16 protein-coding genes and 8 pseudogenes are annotated in these 19,758 nt (G+C 43.1%); 18 read left to right on the top strand and 6 right to left on the bottom strand.

Going from position 1 to position 19,758, the window contains the following annotated elements; translation table 11 throughout:
* Positions 1–345: 345 nt before the first annotated feature.
* Positions 346–549, top strand: coding sequence for a hypothetical protein (locus tag AC51G0_RS30135; protein WP_496304400.1), 204 nt, complete (start codon positions 346–348; stop codon positions 547–549).
* Positions 550–971: 422 nt separating this feature from the next.
* Here the strand turns inward: AC51G0_RS30135 and AC51G0_RS30130 are convergent, their stop codons facing one another.
* The 4 genes from AC51G0_RS30130 to ohr form a co-directional block, all read right to left on the bottom strand.
* Complete coding sequence (locus AC51G0_RS30130; RefSeq protein WP_496304399.1) at positions 972–1,163, bottom strand: transposase; 192 nt, start codon at positions 1,161–1,163, stop codon at positions 972–974.
* Positions 1,164–1,472: 309 nt separating this feature from the next.
* The gene (locus tag AC51G0_RS30125) at positions 1,473–2,375 is read right to left on the bottom strand and encodes a homocysteine S-methyltransferase family protein (RefSeq protein ID WP_496304398.1); all 903 of its coding nucleotides are present in this window, start codon (positions 2,373–2,375) and stop codon (positions 1,473–1,475) included.
* Positions 2,376–2,653: 278 nt separating this feature from the next.
* The gene (locus AC51G0_RS30120; RefSeq protein ID WP_496304397.1) at positions 2,654–3,583 is read right to left on the bottom strand and encodes an NADP-dependent oxidoreductase; all 930 of its coding nucleotides are present in this window, start codon (positions 3,581–3,583) and stop codon (positions 2,654–2,656) included.
* 67 nt (positions 3,584–3,650) lie between these two features.
* Positions 3,651–4,073 carry an organic hydroperoxide reductase Ohr gene (gene ohr / locus AC51G0_RS30115; protein WP_496304396.1) on the bottom strand — a complete coding sequence of 141 codons (423 nt, stop codon included), beginning with the start codon at positions 4,071–4,073 and terminating at the stop codon, positions 3,651–3,653.
* A gap of 130 nt (positions 4,074–4,203) precedes the next feature.
* On the opposite strand from ohr, the gene ohrR reads away from it, so the two are divergent.
* From ohrR to AC51G0_RS30060, 11 genes and pseudogenes are all read left to right on the top strand, one after another.
* Positions 4,204–4,641: a transcriptional regulator OhrR gene (gene ohrR / locus AC51G0_RS30110; RefSeq protein ID WP_496304395.1), complete on the top strand. Its 438-nt coding sequence runs from the start codon at positions 4,204–4,206 to the stop codon at positions 4,639–4,641.
* Positions 4,642–5,220: 579 nt separating this feature from the next.
* Positions 5,221–5,517: an IS66 family insertion sequence element accessory protein TnpA gene (tnpA, locus tag AC51G0_RS30105; RefSeq protein ID WP_496304394.1), complete on the top strand. Its 297-nt coding sequence runs from the start codon at positions 5,221–5,223 to the stop codon at positions 5,515–5,517.
* Entirely contained in the window at positions 5,514–5,864 is a 351-nt protein-coding gene (gene tnpB / locus AC51G0_RS30100) for an IS66 family insertion sequence element accessory protein TnpB (protein ID WP_496304393.1), read from the top strand. Before tnpA ends, tnpB begins: the two co-directional genes overlap by 4 nt.
* 49 nt (positions 5,865–5,913) lie before the next feature.
* A complete protein-coding gene (locus tag AC51G0_RS30095) occupies positions 5,914–6,135 on the top strand; it encodes a hypothetical protein (RefSeq protein ID WP_496304392.1) in 222 nt (73 codons plus the stop codon).
* Positions 6,136–6,282: 147 nt separating this feature from the next.
* A pseudogene (locus AC51G0_RS30090) lies at positions 6,283–6,447 on the top strand (hypothetical protein); the annotation flags it as partial.
* Positions 6,368–6,954 (top strand): annotated as a pseudogene (locus AC51G0_RS30085) (IS66 family transposase). The pseudogenes AC51G0_RS30090 and AC51G0_RS30085, both read left to right, overlap by 80 nt.
* Positions 6,918–7,139 (top strand): annotated as a pseudogene (locus AC51G0_RS30080) (IS66 family transposase); the annotation flags it as partial. The pseudogenes AC51G0_RS30085 and AC51G0_RS30080, both read left to right, overlap by 37 nt.
* 23 nt (positions 7,140–7,162) lie before the next feature.
* Positions 7,163–7,387 (top strand): annotated as a pseudogene (locus tag AC51G0_RS30075) (DDE-type integrase/transposase/recombinase); the annotation flags it as partial.
* A gap of 54 nt (positions 7,388–7,441) precedes the next feature.
* Positions 7,442–7,534: pseudogene (locus AC51G0_RS30070) on the top strand (IS6 family transposase); the annotation flags it as partial.
* A gap of 234 nt (positions 7,535–7,768) precedes the next feature.
* Positions 7,769–8,176 (top strand): VOC family protein, encoded by a 408-nt coding sequence (locus AC51G0_RS30065; protein ID WP_496304450.1) that lies wholly within the window; start codon positions 7,769–7,771, stop codon positions 8,174–8,176.
* A 41-nt stretch (positions 8,177–8,217) separates the two neighbouring features.
* Positions 8,218–10,311 (top strand): pyridoxamine 5'-phosphate oxidase family protein, encoded by a 2,094-nt coding sequence (locus AC51G0_RS30060; RefSeq protein ID WP_496304391.1) that lies wholly within the window; start codon positions 8,218–8,220, stop codon positions 10,309–10,311.
* A gap of 173 nt (positions 10,312–10,484) precedes the next feature.
* On the opposite strand, the gene AC51G0_RS30055 is transcribed toward AC51G0_RS30060, so the two are convergent.
* A protein-coding gene (locus AC51G0_RS30055) for an IS6 family transposase (protein ID WP_496304390.1) occupies positions 10,485–11,176 on the bottom strand; the annotation gives its coding sequence in 2 pieces (ribosomal slippage) (positions 10,485–10,972 and positions 10,972–11,176; 693 coding nt in all).
* A gap of 175 nt (positions 11,177–11,351) precedes the next feature.
* On the opposite strand from AC51G0_RS30055, the pseudogene AC51G0_RS30050 reads away from it, so the two are divergent.
* The 4 genes and pseudogenes from AC51G0_RS30050 (at position 11,352) to AC51G0_RS30035 (ending at position 15,821) form a co-directional block, all read left to right on the top strand.
* A pseudogene (locus AC51G0_RS30050) lies at positions 11,352–12,484 on the top strand (ISAs1 family transposase).
* Positions 12,485–12,769: 285 nt separating this feature from the next.
* Complete coding sequence (locus AC51G0_RS30045) at positions 12,770–13,894, top strand: methyl-accepting chemotaxis protein (RefSeq protein WP_496304389.1); 1,125 nt, start codon at positions 12,770–12,772, stop codon at positions 13,892–13,894.
* Complete coding sequence (locus tag AC51G0_RS30040; RefSeq protein WP_496304388.1) at positions 13,894–14,709, top strand: nitrate- and nitrite sensing domain-containing protein; 816 nt, start codon at positions 13,894–13,896, stop codon at positions 14,707–14,709. The genes AC51G0_RS30045 and AC51G0_RS30040 overlap by 1 nt, the downstream gene beginning before the upstream one ends.
* A gap of 249 nt (positions 14,710–14,958) precedes the next feature.
* A pseudogene (locus AC51G0_RS30035) lies at positions 14,959–15,821 on the top strand (IS5 family transposase).
* A gap of 46 nt (positions 15,822–15,867) precedes the next feature.
* Here the strand turns inward: AC51G0_RS30035 and AC51G0_RS30030 are convergent.
* Positions 15,868–16,501, bottom strand: a pseudogene (locus AC51G0_RS30030) (IS6 family transposase).
* A gap of 589 nt (positions 16,502–17,090) precedes the next feature.
* Between AC51G0_RS30030 and AC51G0_RS30025 the strand changes: the two are divergent.
* Both AC51G0_RS30025 and AC51G0_RS30020 read left to right on the top strand, forming a co-directional pair.
* Complete coding sequence (locus AC51G0_RS30025) at positions 17,091–18,728, top strand: acetolactate synthase large subunit (protein ID WP_496304387.1); 1,638 nt, start codon at positions 17,091–17,093, stop codon at positions 18,726–18,728.
* Between the two features lie 223 nt (positions 18,729–18,951).
* A complete protein-coding gene (locus AC51G0_RS30020) occupies positions 18,952–19,416 on the top strand; it encodes a nuclear transport factor 2 family protein (RefSeq protein ID WP_496304386.1) in 465 nt (154 codons plus the stop codon).
* The last annotated feature ends 342 nt before the right edge of the window (positions 19,417–19,758 follow it).

Below are 19,758 nucleotides of genomic sequence, written 5' to 3'. Positions count from 1 at the left end.
CTATATAGGTTATATGATATGACGTTTTTAAGAAAAATTTGCGGTGTAATGACTAAAGAAGAAAAACAATTAAAGAAGCAAAGGGCCTTAAAAGTAAAATTGCTCTTTGCTATGTCACAATCAGTTGATCGAATTTTTCAATATTAACGCTCTGCTTATAAATATTGCCGAAGTACCTGTGGCGTTAAGTTAAAACGAACACATTCGTGCAATACCCAGAGACAAGAAAGGCCACCTAAAGGATCATTCTGTGATTCTAACTACGGGGGTTACGATGAATCGATAAAGGACAAGCGTGATCGTGTCACATCAAAGACATGTGAAAATATTAGCTAATGTGATTATATGATTAGTAATAACGATAAAGTTAAAAACCAAAATGGCGTTTCTGGGACTGTTATCAAAACAATTTGGAACTTAGATGCGCCTTATCAAGTTATAGACGAATTTGGTCATTACCATACAGACATCAAATGTGATGGTAGTTCTGATAACAACAATGCTGTTTGGATCCGTATTTCTAATAATCTATTATCTATTGCAGTATAACCAATATTTCGGTTGTGTCGCACAACTCATTACTGGTTTCGGGATGTCCCGGCTTTGTTGCAGCACTAAATCTACGTGCTTTTAATGCGGTTAGGCGACCCGGTAGCTATTGGGCATCACGAGTTGAGTAAAGTAGTTTAAAACAGAACAACCAAGTAACATTTCCTTTGACTGATTTTCAAGCTCGCTGCTGTGTAACGTATTGCCTACTATCTTCTTGTAACGTTGCATGGCCGTTTCTGAGATATTCCTTTTTCCGTATTGATGGACTGACATAGCGCCCCGACAACCTGGTCATCCATGGTGTTTTTATCAGTGAGGAATGCGCTCTGAATAAAGTGCGCCTTTCGCCAGCTGCGTTTTGCATTAACCTTATGTTTTTCCTGGTGCCATTCATCCCTCCCGAACCGTTTGAGCCCCATTTAATCAATGGCAATCGCTGCAATGTTGTCGTCTGGCCTTTCATACTTTCTAAAGCGTGGCGCCGTGAGATTGAGCTGCTTCAGCCGCTTTGATAATAACGTATAATCAGGGCATTGAAGGTTGTCCATGTCGAGCTTCTTCAGTAGATTTTCAATCAACCCCTGAGCTTGTCGTAGAGGAAGTATATACACCAATCGGAGTAATGGCAGGCTTCGATGGTACTGTCAGGATACTTAACGGAAGAGCAGTTAAACAGAGCAGATGATAATAACGACAAACTACAACACTAACGAGCAAGCAAAAGAGCCATTATAAATCATGCTGTTATCGATTATTTACTGGTTATACAGACTCATGTAAGCGGAGAAAAGCCTCTGAGTTAATTTGTGGATTGCTAATATTCGATGTTCAGAAACACATTTTTGTCCATCATCGAGTCAGCCAGTTCTGTGCTGACTCATCTCTGTACCAATACGATCGCCGGGATTGTTAGCCCAAAGTTAAGCTTCTTCAAAGCTGTCTTTCCATGTTGCTAATGCCTCAATATGGCTTGGTTCAATACCACAGCATCCACCAATGATGCTGGCACCTAGTTGATGCCATAGTTTGGCAAACTCAAGGTACTCTTGTGGTGAAAAATTTCGAAGTTCCTGGATGGTGTCATTCGCTTGGTGACCAGACTTAATCGGTGTGAAATTGTTCGCAAATACACCGATAGTCAGTGCCTTGTTAGTGCACTCAAGAACTTGGTTCACATCCTTAATTGCTTGCTCAACCACCTCTGGAATCGAACAATTAAAGAAAATACCCGCCACACTGGTTTTCAATAGTACATTAACAGCATTGGTAACCAGCTCCCCTGAGCGAAGACGTGATTGCTGGTCAACCTCATCCATCAAGGTAAAAGAGATATAAGAAGGTTTATTTGTGTTCGCAAAAACCTTTGAGATCACCTTGGCTTCCGCGAGACTAGCTACTGTCTCGGCAAGCCAGATATCAACGTGCTTGTCTTGGGCATTAAACAAAGTCGAGCTGATCTCATAAGCTCTTTCTACTTCAAACAAGTCAGGGCAATATGAGCCAAAGGCAGGAGGAATAGAGCCTGCAACCAATATCTTTTGTTGAGATTCCGTGACAACATCACGAGCAATCTTAGCCGCTCTTTCTGCAAGCTCTGCCCCTTGCTCAGCATACAGTTCTTCTCCTAGATGGAAAGGCACACAGGCATAGCTATTGACTGTGATAATCTGTGCGCCAGCCTCTACAAAGCCCTGGTGAGCTTGCTTCACATGTTGCGGAGATTCTATCAGCGCTTGGGCGCTCCAAAGTGGTTGAGAAAAAGGAGCACCAATACGTTTTAGTTCGCGCCCCATACCACCATCCAAAATTGTAAGAATTACCATTTAGACTTCCATACTGCTAAATATCTATAGGTTTATTCAATCATAATATGCAATAAGTTAAAGTGAGAATTTCTCATCATCAATATAAATATATTTCATCCAAGGGATATAACTGAATATTTGCGCTCATGAAATAGGGCAGCGTTTAGTGACTAGAAAGAACATAGACTCTCGCTATGGTTTGGATGGTTCATTACATTACCCCCAATAAAAATACCCAAGTCATATTAAGCAACTTGGGTAAAAGACATAACCTTACGGAGCCTATCGAAATCGTTTTAGCTGACGTCGATAGCAATCTTACCGCGAGTACGGCCTGATTGGCTTTTTTGGTGTGCTTCAGCAATCTTTTCTAATGGGAAACGATGCTCAACCAATGGACGAAGTTGGTCAGATTCGACGAGCTTATTGAGTTCAGTCAGTATACGGCTACTTGGTTCAATGAAGACGAATGCGGCTTGTACGTTGTGCTCTTTTGCCGTTTCTTCACTTGGTGGCTCGACGACTGAAACCATCATGCCTTCTGGCTTAAGCAGAGACCAAGACGATTGTTGTACGTCTCCACCCATGGTATCAAGCACTACATCTACTGGTGCAATTTGCTCACCTAATGGTGCTTTTGCGTAATCAATCGCTTCATCAGTACCAAACTGAGTCAGAAGTTCCAGATTAGCTGAAGATGCGGTTGCAACGACGGTCGCGCCTTTTGCTTTTGCTATTTGAATAGCTAGGTGACCTACACCACCTGCACCAGCATGGATAAGCACGCGTTGACCCGCTTGAATATTAGCGACATCCACAAGACACTGCCACGCGGTAATGCCTGCGAGTGGTATGGTTGCAGCTTGTGCGAAGTCTAGCTTAGTTGATTTCAGCACGGCTTCGTCTGCTTTTACGGCGATGAAATCGGCATAACTGCCATCACGCGCAATATTTGGTCGGCTAAATACCTCATCACCCACTGAGAATTGATCAACGTTTTCACCCACTTGGGTCACGATACCTGCAACGTCCCAGCCCAATGTAACAGGCAGCTCGTATGGAATGAAATCTTTTAAATAGCCCTCACGGATCTTCCAATCAACAGGGTTTATTGCGGCGGCCTTTACTTGAATGAGAATATCGTCCACATTGATTGTCGGTTTATCGATCTGCTCTAACGTTAATGTGTCAGTGCCGCCATATTGGTGAATTCTTACTGCGCGCATAAATTATCCTGTGTTTTTTAACGTATCTGTGGCGATTCTGCCTAGTTTGTTGTCCTTAACCTTGAGACTAAAGCGCTTGTCCGTTAACCGACAGTTTCACATCAATATTGCCGCGAACCGCATTTGAGTATGGGCAGACTTGGTGAGCAGTTTTCACAATTGTAACGGCTTGTTCTTGTTCTAAATCTAGTTCAATTGATAAAGAAACAGTCAAAGCAAAACCGCCGCTTTCATTTGGGCCAATGCCGACGATTGCGGTTGTTGGTGCCGATGCGATTTTAACTTTCATTTCTTTGGCTACATGAAGTAGAGCATTTGAGAAACACGCAGAATAACCAGCAGCAAACAACTGTTCAGGGTTTGTTGCAGCACCTGAACCCCCCATTTCTTTAGGGTAGCTCAACGCAACTGAGAGTAAATTATCATCAGTAGAAACTTGGCCATTACGACCTGCAGTAGCGGTTGCAGAAGTTGTGTAGAGTGTAGTCATTGTATTATCCCTTGCTTTGATTGTGTAAAACTAAATTACGCACAACTTGATTTGAGGGGGTTAACTTACTTGATAAAATCTAAGTGCGCAAGTATATTGCGCACAATTAAATTTAATTGGTGAGGTGACCATGAGTAGCCAGGATGAATATCTAAAGTTAGATAATCAGGTTTGTTTTGCGCTTTATAGTGCTTCGAATGCAATGGGTAGAGCTTACCAACCTTTACTGAAAGCGCTTGATCTTACTTATTTACAGTACATTGTGATGATGGTGCTTTGGGAGCAAGGAGGGATAAATGTAAAAGCTTTGGGGGCAAAAACACATTTGGATTCCGGCACTTTGACGCCATTGCTTAAGCGTTTGGAAGCGAAAGACTATGTGCGCCGAACTCGTAGTGTTGAAGATGAGCGAGTTCGGGTCATCACATTAACATCTGCAGGGATTGAACTGAAAGATCAGGCGCACAAAGTGCCAGTAGAAATGTTTTGTCTATCCAAGATGAATAAAGAAGAGCTTACATTATTAAAAACACTGTGTGAGCAATTGCTTGGTAACTTAACGAAGTAAGTGGCTATGCTCGGTTTAAATGTTGAAAAGATTCAATTGCAGTAAAATAGACCATAAAATCAATTGGTTGATGTTCTGATTGATTGTGCTGTTCAAACCATCGGAACCAGCCTAAATAGTGAAGATATTTTGTTTCCACGCCATGAAAGCGCGCTAGCCAGCCCTTTAACCGCGGCTTTGTTGAATCGCTCAGATAACGCTCAATTATTCCATTAACACTGAGTTCAGTTATCATAGCCAGACTTTCATTCCGGTTAGCTGTTTAACAAATGCCTTACAAACACAATGACGCCATGCGCCATCATTTCAAGAAACATACCTACGCATTAAATAACTATAGTGAGTACAACCAGGCTCTCAGGCAATGCGGGCGGTTCGACATTTGGATATCCGAAGATATATTGAATAACTGGCAACATGACGATTGCGTTTATGACGGTACCTGCTCTTCAGTTAAGTATCCTGACAGCACCATCGAAGCCTGCCATTACATCCGATTGGTGGTAAGCGTCGAATTAAACCCACATATCCCTATCACAAGATCTCGTTCATAGTTTTCTCAACAACAAAGGAGGAACTATGAACCAACCTGAAAAACGGAAATATTGGACGAGCGTCATTGAAAAACAAACAGTAAGCGGACTTTCTATTCCTGCTTTTTGCAAGGCGAACGACCTTAGTTATCCGACTTTTCATTACTGGCTGAAGAAGCTAACAGAGCAAGGCGACGAATCGCAACACGCGCACACCATTGTGATTAATGATGATATAGGCACTGATACTGACGCTTTGCATTTCCCTAATGGTATTAAGGCGGAGCTGCCTGCGAACCTAACCCAGGCACAAATCAAAACCTGGTTGCAGGTACTGCAATGATCCCCAGCGGCGCTATTTATCTCGTCTCAGGCGTTACAGATATGCGTAAGTCTATCGATGGCCTCTCAATCATTGTCGCTGATGTACTGGAAATGGATCCGCTCAGTGAAGCATGGTTCATTTTCTGCAATCGTGGTCGTGACAAACTCAAAATCTTGCAGTGGGATACCAACGGGTTTTGGCTTCATTACCGCCGCCTCGAGAAAGGAAAATTCAGTTGGCCCAGACACCCGCAAGATACCCTGGCAATGGAAATTACCGCTTGCCAGCTACGGTGGTTGCTTGATGGCTTAAACTGGCAAAATGCAGTAGCGCACCAACCATTGTCAAGTCTGAAAATATCATAAAATAGCCAGTGAAACTGGTTAAAGGAGCTGTTTTTACTATACTTTTTGTATGCAAAAGGAACTTGAGAAGCCCACGGGCATCACCCCAGAAATCCAAGCCTACATTGATAGTTTGGTTCAAAATGTCAGCCAAGAATACGAAACCCGCATTACTGAGATATGGGAGCAATTTCGGCTGACTCAAGCCAAGCGGTTCTTGCCGCAAAGTGAGAAGTTCCCCGCTCAAGGTTGTTTGTTCAATGAGGCAGAATCGCTGATAGATAACGAATAACTTGACGACGAGTCGGAAATGGAAACCGTCACCTACACGCGTAAACGCGGTCGCAAGCCCATCACCCCAGATTTACCGCGAGAGGTTATCGAATACGATTTGCCTGAGGGTGAGAAAACCAGCCCATGCAGCTAGGGTGAACTCCATCACATCGGTGTCGAGACTTCAGAGCAGCTTGAAATCATCCCCAAGCAAGTGAAAGTCCTGCGCCACGAACTTAGCGAACTGGATGATAAAAACAGCCGCATTACTCTCTCCGGTTTATCAGGCTATGCACAAAACACTCCTGAAGGAGCGCGTGGTTCATGGTGATGAAACAACATTGCAGGTGCTCAAGGAGCCGAACCGAAAAGCGCAAGCAAAATCCTACCTGTAGGCATACTCCAGCCCAGAGCAGAGTCAAACACCGGTGGTGTTGTTCGAATACCAACCGTGCCGTGCGCATACTTACCCCAAAAAATTTCTTGAGGGGTATGATGGCACTATCATGACCGATGACTATGCCGCGTGGCGCATGCCAGGCGTAAGTTCAACGATGCTCTCAACTTAAGTCCCAAGAAAGCGGGTCGCCCTAAACAAGCGCTGAGTTATATCCAAAAGCTGTATGCCATCGAAAAAAGGCTGAAAGACAAGCCTGCGCCAGAAAGGTACACGGTACGTCAAAAAGAAAGCATCCCCATACTCAACGCGCTCAAAGTCTGGCTTGAAAAAGCCGCTTCACAACTGCTTCCTGAAAACCCGATGGGAAAGGCGTCAATTATACGCTCAAGCAATAGGCCGACCTTGAAAAGTACGTCGAGGATGGTGATTACCCGATAGACAATAACCGTGTCGAGCGAGATATCCGTCTGGTGGCGACCGGCCGGAAAGCCTGGTTGTTCGCGGATACCCAAAGTGGGGCGAATGCCAGTGCGACCCTGTTCAGTATTATACTGAGTTGCCGGGCAAATGGCGTTGAACCCTACGCCTATCTGCGTCACGTCCTGACAGAATTACCTCAACGTGGTGAAGGCTGATGGGGAAGATACTTAACTTTATTGAAGTCCTTCAAATTAAGTATCTGAACAATATTGTAGAGCAAAGCCACCGCAGAGTGAAAGGTAAGATGCATCAGTGCCTGGGATGGAAATCAGATGAAGGGGCAAAAGCCACACTCGCTGGCGTGGAGCTGTGATCGATGATTAAAAATGGACAGCTCGACAACCCTGAAGGCTTATCTGTTTGGGAGCAGTTTTACGCGCTAGCAGTCTAATTGTATCTGAAAGTCAATGTATTTGTACTTCAACATAACTTTGCGACACAACCTTTTTGGCTTCGTCATGATGAACATAAAGACATTGTGCGGGAGATATCCGCCTTTTTAAATTGTCTCTTCAATGTTGAGGTTGTTTACCAGTAATCATTAAATCCATCACTAGGGGTAGAGTTGTCTTACCTGATTAGTAGCAACAACCCCCTTCTAAGAAGGTGGATCTTTAACTAAATTAGTCTAGAGTTATTGGTGATTTGCAAAGATTACTAAGTGATATCTATTATTTCTGTAAATCAGAATGATAGATGTCTTTTTGTTAGCTTTACTTCATCCGCAAGTACTGGTCAGTTTTTCAACGATTGTGAGGAATCTGCAATGACAATGAGTAACGCTATAACCCGTGGTGCCCATCATATCGGTTTGACCGTACCCAATTTATCTGCCACTAGCGCCTTTTTTCTGGAAACGCTGGGCTTCCAGCAAGTTGGAGAAGTTCCTGATTATCCCGCAGTGTTTCTGTCCGACGGTACCACAATGATAACACTGTGGCAGGCTGATGATCCGGCAAATGCGGTCGCATTTGATCGTAAAAATGTGATTGGGCTGCATCACTTTGCCCTGCTTGTTGAAAATCATACTGCCTTGGATAACCTGCACGATAAGTTGAAACATACCGCGAATGTAGAAATTGAGTTTGCCCCCGAATCTTTAGGCGGTGGCGATGTCAAACACATGATGTGTTATATGCCTGGTGGCATCCGCATCGAGTTTCTTTCTCTAAGCGCTTAACGTCGACGCAGCCTTCTCTGCACCAAGCCAGGCTACTGATTATGAATGAACAAACATCCGTTTCACCATTTCATCATGGGGAGCGTGAACTTCAAACGCGCGCCGGTGTTCGAGATCGGTTAGAAGATATGGGTCAGCGTTTTATTCGGGAGTGGCTCCCCGACCAGCATCGGGAATTTTACGAGCATCTACCCTATCTCCTGATCGGCTCGGTGGATAAAAAAGGGCGCCCCTGGGCATCCATTTTAGTGGGACAGCCTGGTTTTATTCAGTCACCCGATGAATATACGTTAGACTTACGCACAGACCGCGTTATTGGCGATCCACTCAATGACAACCTGATGCAGGGGGCTGCCATCGGCATCCTCGGGATCGATTACGCTGCACGTCGCCGTAATCGCTTGACCGCCAAGGTGGAAGGCTTTGAGAATAACCACATCCGGATCAAAGCCATACAAACTTTTGGCAACTGTCCGCAATATATACAGGCACGCATTGCGCGACTTCCGAAGAGTTTCTCCTCCTTGCGGGAAAAACACTCCACGCATGCTCTACAACAATTGAATGAACGAACCAAGGATATTATAACCAAGGCCGATCATTTCTTCATCGCGACCCATTTTGCGGACGATCAGGGCAAGGCATCTCGTGGCGCAGACATATCCCATAGGGGCGGCCGACCGGGATTTGTCCATATTGATGATGATCGCACTTTCACGTTTCCGGATTTCACAGGAAACTTTCACTTTAATACCCTTGGTAATATTGCTTTGAACCCAAAGGCAGGGTTACTGTTCATCGATTTTGAGCGAGGAAACCTCCTGTACCTGACGTGTAGCGCAGAAATCATTTGGGACAGCGAGGAAAAACGTGCGTTCGACGGTGCGGAGCGGTTAGTTACCTTCACCCTTGATGAGGGGATCCTGATTGAAAATGCGCTGCCCATTGACTGGCAATCTGTCGATTACTCTCCCAGCCTGGAAAAAACGGGATCCTGGGAAGAAGTAACGGAAGCCCTTAATGTGCGTCACACGGAAAACGTGTATCGAGATTACACCGTAACACGCGTTGAAAAAGAGAGTGACGTCATCTCTTCGTTTTATCTCAAACCTACAGAGCACCAACAGCTGCACTGTCACAAAGCAGGTCAGTTTTTACCAATTGAAATCCAGCCTCCCGGCCATGAGGCTGCACTTAAAAGAACATACACCATTTCAAATGCGCCGAATAGCCGATACTACCGCCTGTCGATTAAACGGGAATTGGCACCCAGCCCACAATTACCTCCGGGCCTTTCATCCAACTATTTTCACGACCACATTTACCCCGGATCAACAATCCGGGCGCTGTCTCCTCGCGGGCATTTCACTCTGAATGAGTCTAGCATGCGATCAACGGTGCTCTTAAGCTGCGGGGTTGGTATCACGCCGATGATCAGTATGTTGGAACAGTTGGCCACCGATGTCAAAAGCTGTGGGTGCGAACGTAAAGTCTGGTTTATTCATGGCGCTCACAGTGGCAAAGAACATGCCTTTCGCGATCATGTTCGGAATATTACCGCAGGGTGGCAAAACTGTACGACTCATTTCCGCTACAGTACGGCGTCAGCCGATGATCTCCAAGGGCGCGATTACGACAGTGCTGGCCATGTCGACATTCAATTGTTGAAATCACTGTTGCCTTTCGATGACTACGATTTTTATTTCTGTGGCCCCAATTCTTTCATGACATCCATGTATGAGGAGCTAAAAAAATTAAACGTACCAGACGACCGCATTCATTACGAATTTTTCGGCCCGGGAGTGACGCTGTTACGCGAGCACCCCGGTAAGAGCGAAGGTTTAGTTGCAGAGCTTACCTCAGCGGCACCGGTAACTGTGAAGTTTGCTAAATCAAAAATGGAAACTGTTTGGGATCCGACACGTGGCACTTTGCTGGACTTGGCTGAGTCTGAGGGGCTGCAACCAAGTTACAGTTGTCGCTCGGGAATTTGCCAAACCTGTTCATGTCGAGTGTTGTCGGGATCAGTAGATTATGTAGAACCGCCTCTGTCTGAACCCAAAGAGGGTGAAGCGTTGATCTGCAGCTGTTACCCCAGTGCAGAGTCTAAGGAGGTAATTGTTCTGGACCTTTGATGCAGGCTATTACTGGGATAATCTATACATTCCGAGTATACACGGGCTTGTTACAAATAATCAGAGAAGGCAGATATCTCCCGCACAATGGCTTCATGTTCATCATGACGAAGCCAAAAAGGTTGCGTCGCAAAGTTATGTTGAAGTACAAATACATTGATCTTCAGATACAATTAGACTGCTAGCGCGTAAAACTGCTCCCAAACAGATAAGCCTTCAGGGTTGTCGAACTGTCCATTTTTAATCATCGACCACAGCTCCACGCCAGCGAGTGTGGCTTTTGCCCCTTCATTTGATTTCCATCCCAGGCACTGATGCATCTTACCTTTCACTCTGCGGTGGCTTTGCTCTACAATATTGTTCAGATACTTAATTTGACGGACTTCAATAAGGTTAAGTATCTTCCCCATCAACCAGAGAGTGACGTTGATATTGTGCAGTGCTAACGCATTCGCACCACTCTTATCAATCACGACTTTCTCAGGCAAGCCGTTATGGCCTATAGCCTTGTTAGAGAAGGCGCGAACGGCTTTCTCGTTACGGTGGTCACACAGTAAAAAATCAATGACGCAACCGTATTTATCAACGGGCCGGTAGTAATATTTCCACTGGCCTTTGACGTTAACGTATGCCTCGTCCATCCGCCACGAGGAGCCACAGGCTTCTTTCTTCTGCGAGCTCGTTGCTCTAGCAATGGCGCATATTTAAGTACCCGCCGGTTCAAAGTTGAGTGGTCAACAATGATGCCACGCTCTGCCAATATCTCTTCAACTTCACGATAGCTAAGTTCATAAGAAACGTAATAGCGAATAACTTGAAGGATGATGTCGGAAGGAAAGTGGCGACCAGAAAAGTTAATAGTCATAATGCTAAAAGTAATGAGTGCTGACGGAGATCATAACTCAGCACTTTAGATTGCGACACAACCCTATCATCTCTGATAGCAGGGTGAGATCGCGAACATTATATGATCAATTTCATTCTGTTTGAACTGTAGATCGAGTTGTGATCTGATACTCTCTTTTTTAGAGAGTATCACAATGAGCATTGATGCCTTTTCTCTTCATTTTGGCGATCTGAAAGACCCACGTCAGTCAGCAAAAATCAGTTATCCTTTATTTGATGTTTTATTCCTGACTATTTGTGCAACGATAGCCGGTACCGAAGGATGGGAAGACATTGAAGGTTTTGGCGAAATCCACCTTGGCTGGTTCCAAGATAAGGGCTTATTCAAGGATGGTCTACCTGTTCACGATACCATTGCCAGGATCGTCTCGCGCCTTGATCCTAGCGAGTTTCAGCAGTGTTTCATCAGCTGGATGGAAGCAGTATCTGCTCGCTCCGAAGGTGAACGGATCGCTATTGATGGCAAAATCTTGCGTGGCTCCTATGATCGTGAATCTCGGCAATCTACCATTCACATGGTCAGCGCATTCGCCACTACAAATGGTGTTGTTCTCGGTCAGCTAAAACAGATGCCAAGTCGAACGAAATCACGGCTATCCCGGAGCTCATTAAGCTACTGGATATCAAAGGCTGTTTGGTATCTATTGATGCCATCGCATGCCAGAAAGATATTGCTTCAACCATCATCGATAACGGTGGTGATTATCTGCTTGCAGCTAAAGGTAACCAAGAGACACTGGCTAAATCTGTTCAACAAGCACTGTTAAAAAGCGTAAAAACCACGAGCTTACGGAATGATGTCACTATCGAGCAGGGCCATGGACGTGTTGAAGTCTGTGAATATCATGTACTTCCTGCAGGTGAACTTATCCAACAGTTTCCAGACTGGAAAGGCTTAAAAAGTATCGGGGTTGCTATTGGTTATCGCATTGATAAAAAAGGTAAACAATCACTCGATTATCGCTATTATATTTGTTCTGCAGAACTCGGGCTGGAACGTTTCGCAGCTGCTGTTTGTGGTCACTGGGGCATAGAAAACAGTCTACACTGGGTTCTGGATGCATCTATGAATGAAGATGCTTGCCAGATTTACCGTGGCAATGCGGCTGAGATCATGGCATGCATGCGCCATATAGCTATAAACATGTTGCGCGCTGAAACGACCAGAAAAGCCAGCATCCGGCGCAAACAGAAAATTGCAGCAATGAGTAGTAGCTATTTGGATAAGGTGCTGCTGGCAGGTTTTAAAGAGGTGAGCAAAAAGTGAGCATTCATGCTCTCCCCCCGTCTCTGATAGGCCTGTTGATTTTTCATCCGTTTGCCAAAACGGGTGCTAATTGTAATAATGGCTATTTATTCAACACTAAGATGCAACAGAACCAAAGAAAGCGCTTCCATTAGCTTACACAGAATTAATGTTACAAAAATGGAAGAGGCAGGTGTGGTTGCAGTCACTTATATATAAGCAAGCACAGTCGAGCCGTTGGATCAGTCATGCTTACCAAGTTAACATCCAACATTTATAGAAATATCGAGGTTATTAAGGGAAATAATGCGTAAATATCTTCGTTCATTAGGTGTCATTGTAGCTGCACGGATAGTTTTTGTAGTAATAACTCTATCTTTAATACTAGCTTTGTTTGGCTATCTGCAGTTGGGGTTTCTCTCCTTATTACTTTCCTCAGTATTAATTTGGCAAGTACTTGTTGCTATAGATAAAGATATAACCCTGCTGTTTGAAGTATCAGCTTCATATCAGTTGGTCGATAATAATGAATTTAATTCAATGAAAGCAGGCCCGCTTCACCCACTATTTCCTGTAATAGATAATCTGGCCCGACTTCATAGAAGAGAGTTGGTCCGAGAAAGAGCAGTCAATAATGAAATGAGCTACTCAGCACAGGAGCTTGCGAGCAACGCGCGAAAGGTTGCTGCAAATAGCAAGCAACAAGCTGCAGCAACAACTTCGTCTGCATCAGCAGCGACAGAAATTTCTATCAGCATAAGTGAAGTTTCTTCCCGCATTGAGCATTCATTAAAACTGATGAATGATGGTAATCAATTGTGTCAGAAGGTAAAAGGAGAACTAACACATAGTCAAAAACAGGTCGATGGTGTTGATGCGCATGTTCAGCAGTCAGTCATTAATATTAAAGAGCTGGATAAAAAGCTGGAAACGGTGATTTCAATGTCGCACTTTATCAGAGAAATAGCCGAGCAAACTAATTTACTGGCTTTGAATGCAGCAATAGAGGCCGCAAGGGCTGAAGAACAAGGGCGCGGATTTAGTGTGGTTGCAGATGAAGTCAGAATACTTGCACAACGCAGTTACGAGTCAGCTTCATCAATAACAAGTCAAATTTCAGAAATAACACAAAGTATGGGGATTGTGGAGACTCAGGTGAATAATGTCGTTGAGGCAACTCAAGAGTGCAGAAATAGTGTCCATACAGCTTACGGCTCTCTGGAGCAAGTAATGTCTGCAATGGAAGATATTACTAGTCAAATAAGTGGCATTGCTGTAGTTTCAGAGCAGCAAGCAGCAGCTACGCGTGAAATATCTGAAAATATGGAAGAGGTAGCGGTGACCGCAGATAAAAATGCGTACATGGCAAAACAGAATGCAAATGTTTCGAATCACCTTCAAAGCCTAACAGCTCAGGAAGGTAGTGTGTAATGGAATACTTTCAGTTAGCAATATTTGGACTCGCTGTAATAACAGCGCTCAGTTCACTTATGATTGTGTTACATACCCAAAGTTATCGCCGTTATCAAAAACGATTTTCTGAAGGACTAAATCAGATACAGAAGTTCAGTAAACTATTGGCCTTGATTCAGCAGCACCGGGGGCTTACAAACGGATATCTATGTGGTGAAAAAGGGTTGCGAGTTCAAATTGATGTGTTACAAAAGGATATTTCTAAAATGTGTCTGTCCCTTTGGATGGATTCTGAGTGGTATGAGGGGCTATCTGGCTGGCAACCTATAGAAAATGCTTGGAGGTCATTGTCTGTCGATTTCGAAAAACTCGACTCAGGTAATAACCTTCAAATACACAACTCTCTTATTACTCATGTGCTTTATTTAATTGATGATTGTGGTGAGTATTATTCTTTATACGAATTGAAGGATTCACAAAACCGCTCTATTCGCTACTTATGGCAGGAGTTGCTAGTAACTATAGAGTACATTGGTCAGGCAAGAGCAATAGGTACAGGTGTAGCAGCTTCTGGTGAATGTAATAGTGTAGACAGAATTCGGTTGAATTACTTGCAACAAGCTCTCGAATCTATGCGTCAAAAAGACATTAATAATTGTCCTATTTCACGGCTACTCAAAATTATCCAGAATAAGATAGTCGCTGATCAACCAAAGATAAGTGCGACAGATTATTTTAAGGAAGCTACAGCAACTTTGGAAGATACTTTAAAAGTCTTCGATGAAGCCTTGCTTAATGTCGCTAAGAAAAGGGGGGGATATAAATTGTGTTAAATATTTTGGTTCTGTCGAATCTTGGAGTTGGAATGTAGAAACACCTATTCCCGGATACAATTAGGCTGCCAGGGAGTAAAACTGATCCCAAACAGATAAGCCTTCAGAGTGGCTATGTTGACTAAATCATACTGAACTATCTTCTACTATCGCGATCTGATCTGGTACACCTTGTAGTGGACGTAATAATTGAAAAAGAGCAAAGCAACTTACCGAACGCACAACTGAAAAGAATATAACCAAGCACTTATCAACCGAGGTTCACTCACCTTTTGGATCGATGAAGAGGCTATTGAAGCCTGGAACTGTTGAGTTCACCACGGACGTCGAGGCTGAGGTTTCCAGTATTCTGATACGGCAATAACGACCGCGCTTATGGTGAAGAGTATCTTCAGCTTATCGCTTCGTTCTCTGCAAGATTTCATGGACTCGGTTTTTACCTTAATGAGTGTCCCGCTAAGGTGTCCTAATTACAGCAGTATTAGTAAAAGGGCCAAGACTGTCGATATCAGTATCAAAATGCCTGTCAGAGGCGAAATTCGTCACCTAGCCATTGATTCAACGGGCCTCAAAGTATTCGGCGACGGTGAATGGCACATGAAAAAACACGGTAAGGACAAACGACGAGTCTGGAGAAAATTGCATATTGCCGTTGATGCCGATACCCATCAAATTGTCGCGGTCGAATTGTCCCTTTCTAATGTCGCTGATGGTGAAGTACTGCCAGAGTTACTTAAGCAAACTCACCGAAAAATTAAGGCTATATCGGGTGTCGGTGTTATCAAGCAATCATGAGTAAAAAAGCCAAGGCACTGATACCACCGAGAACTGGTGCAGTATATTGGGAAGATGGACACCCAAGAAATTATGCGGTCGCGGACCAACGAATTCATGGCTGTAATCAACATTGGAAATCCACTTCTGGCTATCATTCTCACTCAATATCCGAGACAGGTATGTTTCGTTATAAGAAACTGATAAACCCCTCGATGTCGATGAGAGATTATGATGCACAAGTAGCAGAATCTTACGCAGGTGTTAGAGCCGTAAATAAGCTCACAAGGCTAGGTATGCCTAAACTGAAACACGACAAGCAGATTAACAACTCTTAAAAACGGGAGTCGTTTGTTCAGAATCTGAATTGATCAACAAAGTCCTTCAGAGTTGTCCATTTTTAATCATCGTCCACAGTTCTACATCTGCTAATGTGGCCACCGCGCCTTCGTCATATTACCAGCCTAGTGCCTGGTTCATCTTTCCTTTCACTCTGCGGTGGCTTTGCTCGACAATATTGTTCAGGTATTTTACTTGAAGGACTTCAATGAGGTGAGTATCAGGCCATTCTGCCAAAGCTCTACATTGGTATGATGCAGAGCCAACGCGTTGGAATGGCTTCCATCAATCACCACATTTTCAGGTAGTCCGTGTTGGCCGATGGCCTTGTTGAAAAAGGCTCTCGCTGCCTTTTCATCCCGCGTATCACGCAGTAGAAAATCGATCACATCGCCATATTTATCAACGGCTCGGTAGTAATACCTCCATTGGTCTTTTACGTTGATATACGTTTCGCCCATCCGCTACGAAGAAGCTACTGCGAGCTCGCTGCTCCAGCAACGCCGAACGGCGCATACTTTATCACCCAGCGGTTCAATGTTGAGTGATCAACAATTATGCCACGCTCTGCCAATATCTCTTCAATTTCACGATAGCTCAGTTTATAGGAAAGATAGTAACGAACGGACTGCAGTATGATCTCGGAAGGAAAATGACGGCCTGTGAATTTGATGCTTATGATGCTGGAAGTGATGAATTTTTGTGAAGAGCATAACCTACGACTCCAATTTGCAACAAAGCCTTTAATTTTAAGTTAGGAGAGCTATTCATATTGAGATAAACATCATTTTAACTTGACATAGACAAACTTGTCTACCATACTGATTAATGTATACAGACCGGTCTACATCTAAATGATGTTAGAACTATGAGCCTAGGTAACGTTAGGGAAGCAGCGGTACGCATATCAAGAGCCAAAATGGTGGATGATAAGGCAAACATGAAGTTATTGATTTAATCATTAACGACCTATGTTGTTATTTATCAAACAACGTTGATAAATAAATATACAACTAACTCTATCTAAGGAGATGGTTTAAATTAAGATGTTCATAAATCCTTACTAGCTTTTAATGTTGGTACTAAATTTTAAATAGTAAGTCCATTGAAGACGAATAAAATAGCAGTAATCCTGAAAATGTGTTTGTTATAACAAACTCAAAAAAGACATAGCCATATATTTGTCATTGTTACGCACCTGAGTGTTATTAACAACATACCATATATTTAACATTATAATCTACCTTTCAATCAGTTAAGGCAAGAGAATGAAAACATCTGATCTCTTTATTAAAGCTTTGGAACAGGAAGGTGTAGAATATATTTTTGGCATTCCCGGTGAAGAAAATCTTGATCTATTGGAATCAATTCGAACTTCATCGATCACATTAGTTTTAACCCGTCATGAACAGGCGGCAGGATTTATGGCAGCAACTTATGGTCGACTCACGGGGAAAGTTGGAGTTTGTATGTCCACTCTAGGCCCTGGCGCAACAAATTTAGTAACTGCAGCGGCTTATGCTCAATTGGGTGCCATGCCGATGTTAATGGTTACTGGTCAAAAACCAATAAAAGAAAGCAAACAGGGTCGCTTTCAAGTCTTGAATGTGGTTGATATGTTGCGCCCTCTCATCAAATACACCACACAAATTGTAAGTGGTGAGCGTGTTGCTTCGCAAGTACGGGAGGCGTTCCGCTTAGCCAGCTATGAACGCCCAGGGGCTGTTCATTTAGAACTTCCTGAAGATGTTGCTCGCGAGGAAACCAGCGTAAACTTAATTGAAGAGAGTCATAACCGTCACCCAATGGCAGAATATAAGACCATAGAATGTGCGGTCAATATGATTGAACGAGCCAAATCACCACTACTTTTAATTGGTGCCGCTGCTAATCGTAAACTTACTTATAAAATGTTGCGTAAGTTCGTTTCGGAATTCCAAATTCCTTTTGTAACAACACAAATGGGCAAGGGAGTTGTTGATGAAACCAGCAACTTATTTATAGGTAATACCGCACTTTCCGATGGTGACTTTGTCCATTATGCCATTGCCGCTGCTGATTTAATCATTAATGTTGGCCATGATGTGGTGGAAAAACCACCTTTTGTTATGAAACATAATGGTCAGAAGGTCATTCACATAAATTTCAGTGCTGCCCAAGTCGACCCAGTATATTTTCCTCAAGTAGAAGTAGTGGGTGATATTGCAGGTAGTGTTTCAAATATTATAAAAATTCTACATAAGCAACCCTGGGATTTTAACTATTTTAATAGAATAAAAGCTATTGAAGCGAGGGAAATGCCTAATGGAGCAGAGGACAATCGTTTCCCAATATCCCCACAACGCCTAGTAGCAGATGTGCAAAAAGCTATGCCAGCAAGTGGTATTCTTGCCCTGGATAATGGCTTATATAAAATTTGGTTTGCTCGGAACTACAAAGCTCGCTTACCAAATACTGTATTGCTTGACAATGCATTAGCAACAATGGGCGCCGGCTTACCTTCAGCTATTGCAGCCAAGCTAGTACACCAAACACAACCAGTAATTTCAATCTGCGGTGATGGTGGGTTCATGATGAATAGTCAGGAGCTGGAAACGGCAATGCGGTTAAAATTACACATTATCATATTAATTTTACGTGATAATGCCTATGGCATGATTAAGTGGAAACAGACCAATATGGGGTTACCAAATTTTGGTCTAAATTATGGTGATCCGAATTTTGTTAAATACGCAGAGAGCTACGGTGCCAAGGGATATATAGTAAAGTCAACAGACAAGCTGTTGCCTTTGATTCTATCCTGTATGAAAGATACAACTGTTCATTTGATTGATGTTCCCATTAATTACAGTGAAAGCGACAATTTATTAAATGGAGAACTTAGGCAAATATGTGCAAAAATTTAATGGTCTCTTGTTACAGATAATCTAAGTGAGGCGGATTCAGTCATATACTGGAGTTGAGATTTGTGACACATATTCAGGCTATGTCGCGATGATTATCTTGATTAACATATATATGAAGTTTAAGTGTCGAAATTGAATCATTTAAGTTAATTAACTTTAACTGTATTCATGCTATGAAGGTGGCGATTGCTGCCATTTTTTACTATTTTAAAGGAGTATTATTATGTCTAGACCCCCTTTACCACCATTCACTGAAGAAACTGCTCGCGAAAAAGTTCGCCTCGCCGAAGATGGCTGGAATTCTCGCGATGCCGCTAAAGTTGCGCTTGCATATTCAAAAAATACTAAGTGGCGAAATCGCGCACATTTTGTCACTAACCGCCAAGAAGCAGAGGAGTTTTTAACCAATAAGTGGGTAAAAGAGAATGAATATCGCTTAATTAAGGAACTTTGGGCATTTACCGGCAACCGCATTGCTGTTCGCTATGCCTATGAATGGAAAGATGATAGCGGCAATTGGTTCCGTTCATATGGCAATGAAAACTGGGAATTTGAAGAAGACGGCTTAATGATCAACCGCTTTGCTTGCATCAACGATCTGCCGATCAAAGAGGAAGATCGAAAGTTTCGTTGGCCACTCGGGCGTCGCCCGGATGATCATCCGGGTCTAAGTGATTTAGGTTTGTAATTGAAGCCATAATAAGACGAACCCACTTAAGGATTTTGCCATAAAAAAGAGTGCTGAGTAATGGTTTCCTCGGCGCTCATTACTTTTGTAGTATAACTATCAAATTTCCTGACTGCCACTTTCCTTCGAAATAGATTATTGAGTCGCTAAATTGGAAGGAGGGGAGAACTAAATTTTTGACCTAAGCTGTTTTTTGTGGCACGGTTACATATAAGACCAATAAGCATTTAGCTTTTAATTAGTAAATAAAAACAAATTGGTGAAGTATGAGATTTATATAAGATGAGTAATATTTTTCATATGTCTATTTTTCGAACCGATTTAAGTTTAATTGTTAAAAAA

This window comes from Photobacterium sp. HL06, assembly GCF_059552575.1.
This window is presented reverse-complemented; position numbering and strand designations above follow the sequence as displayed.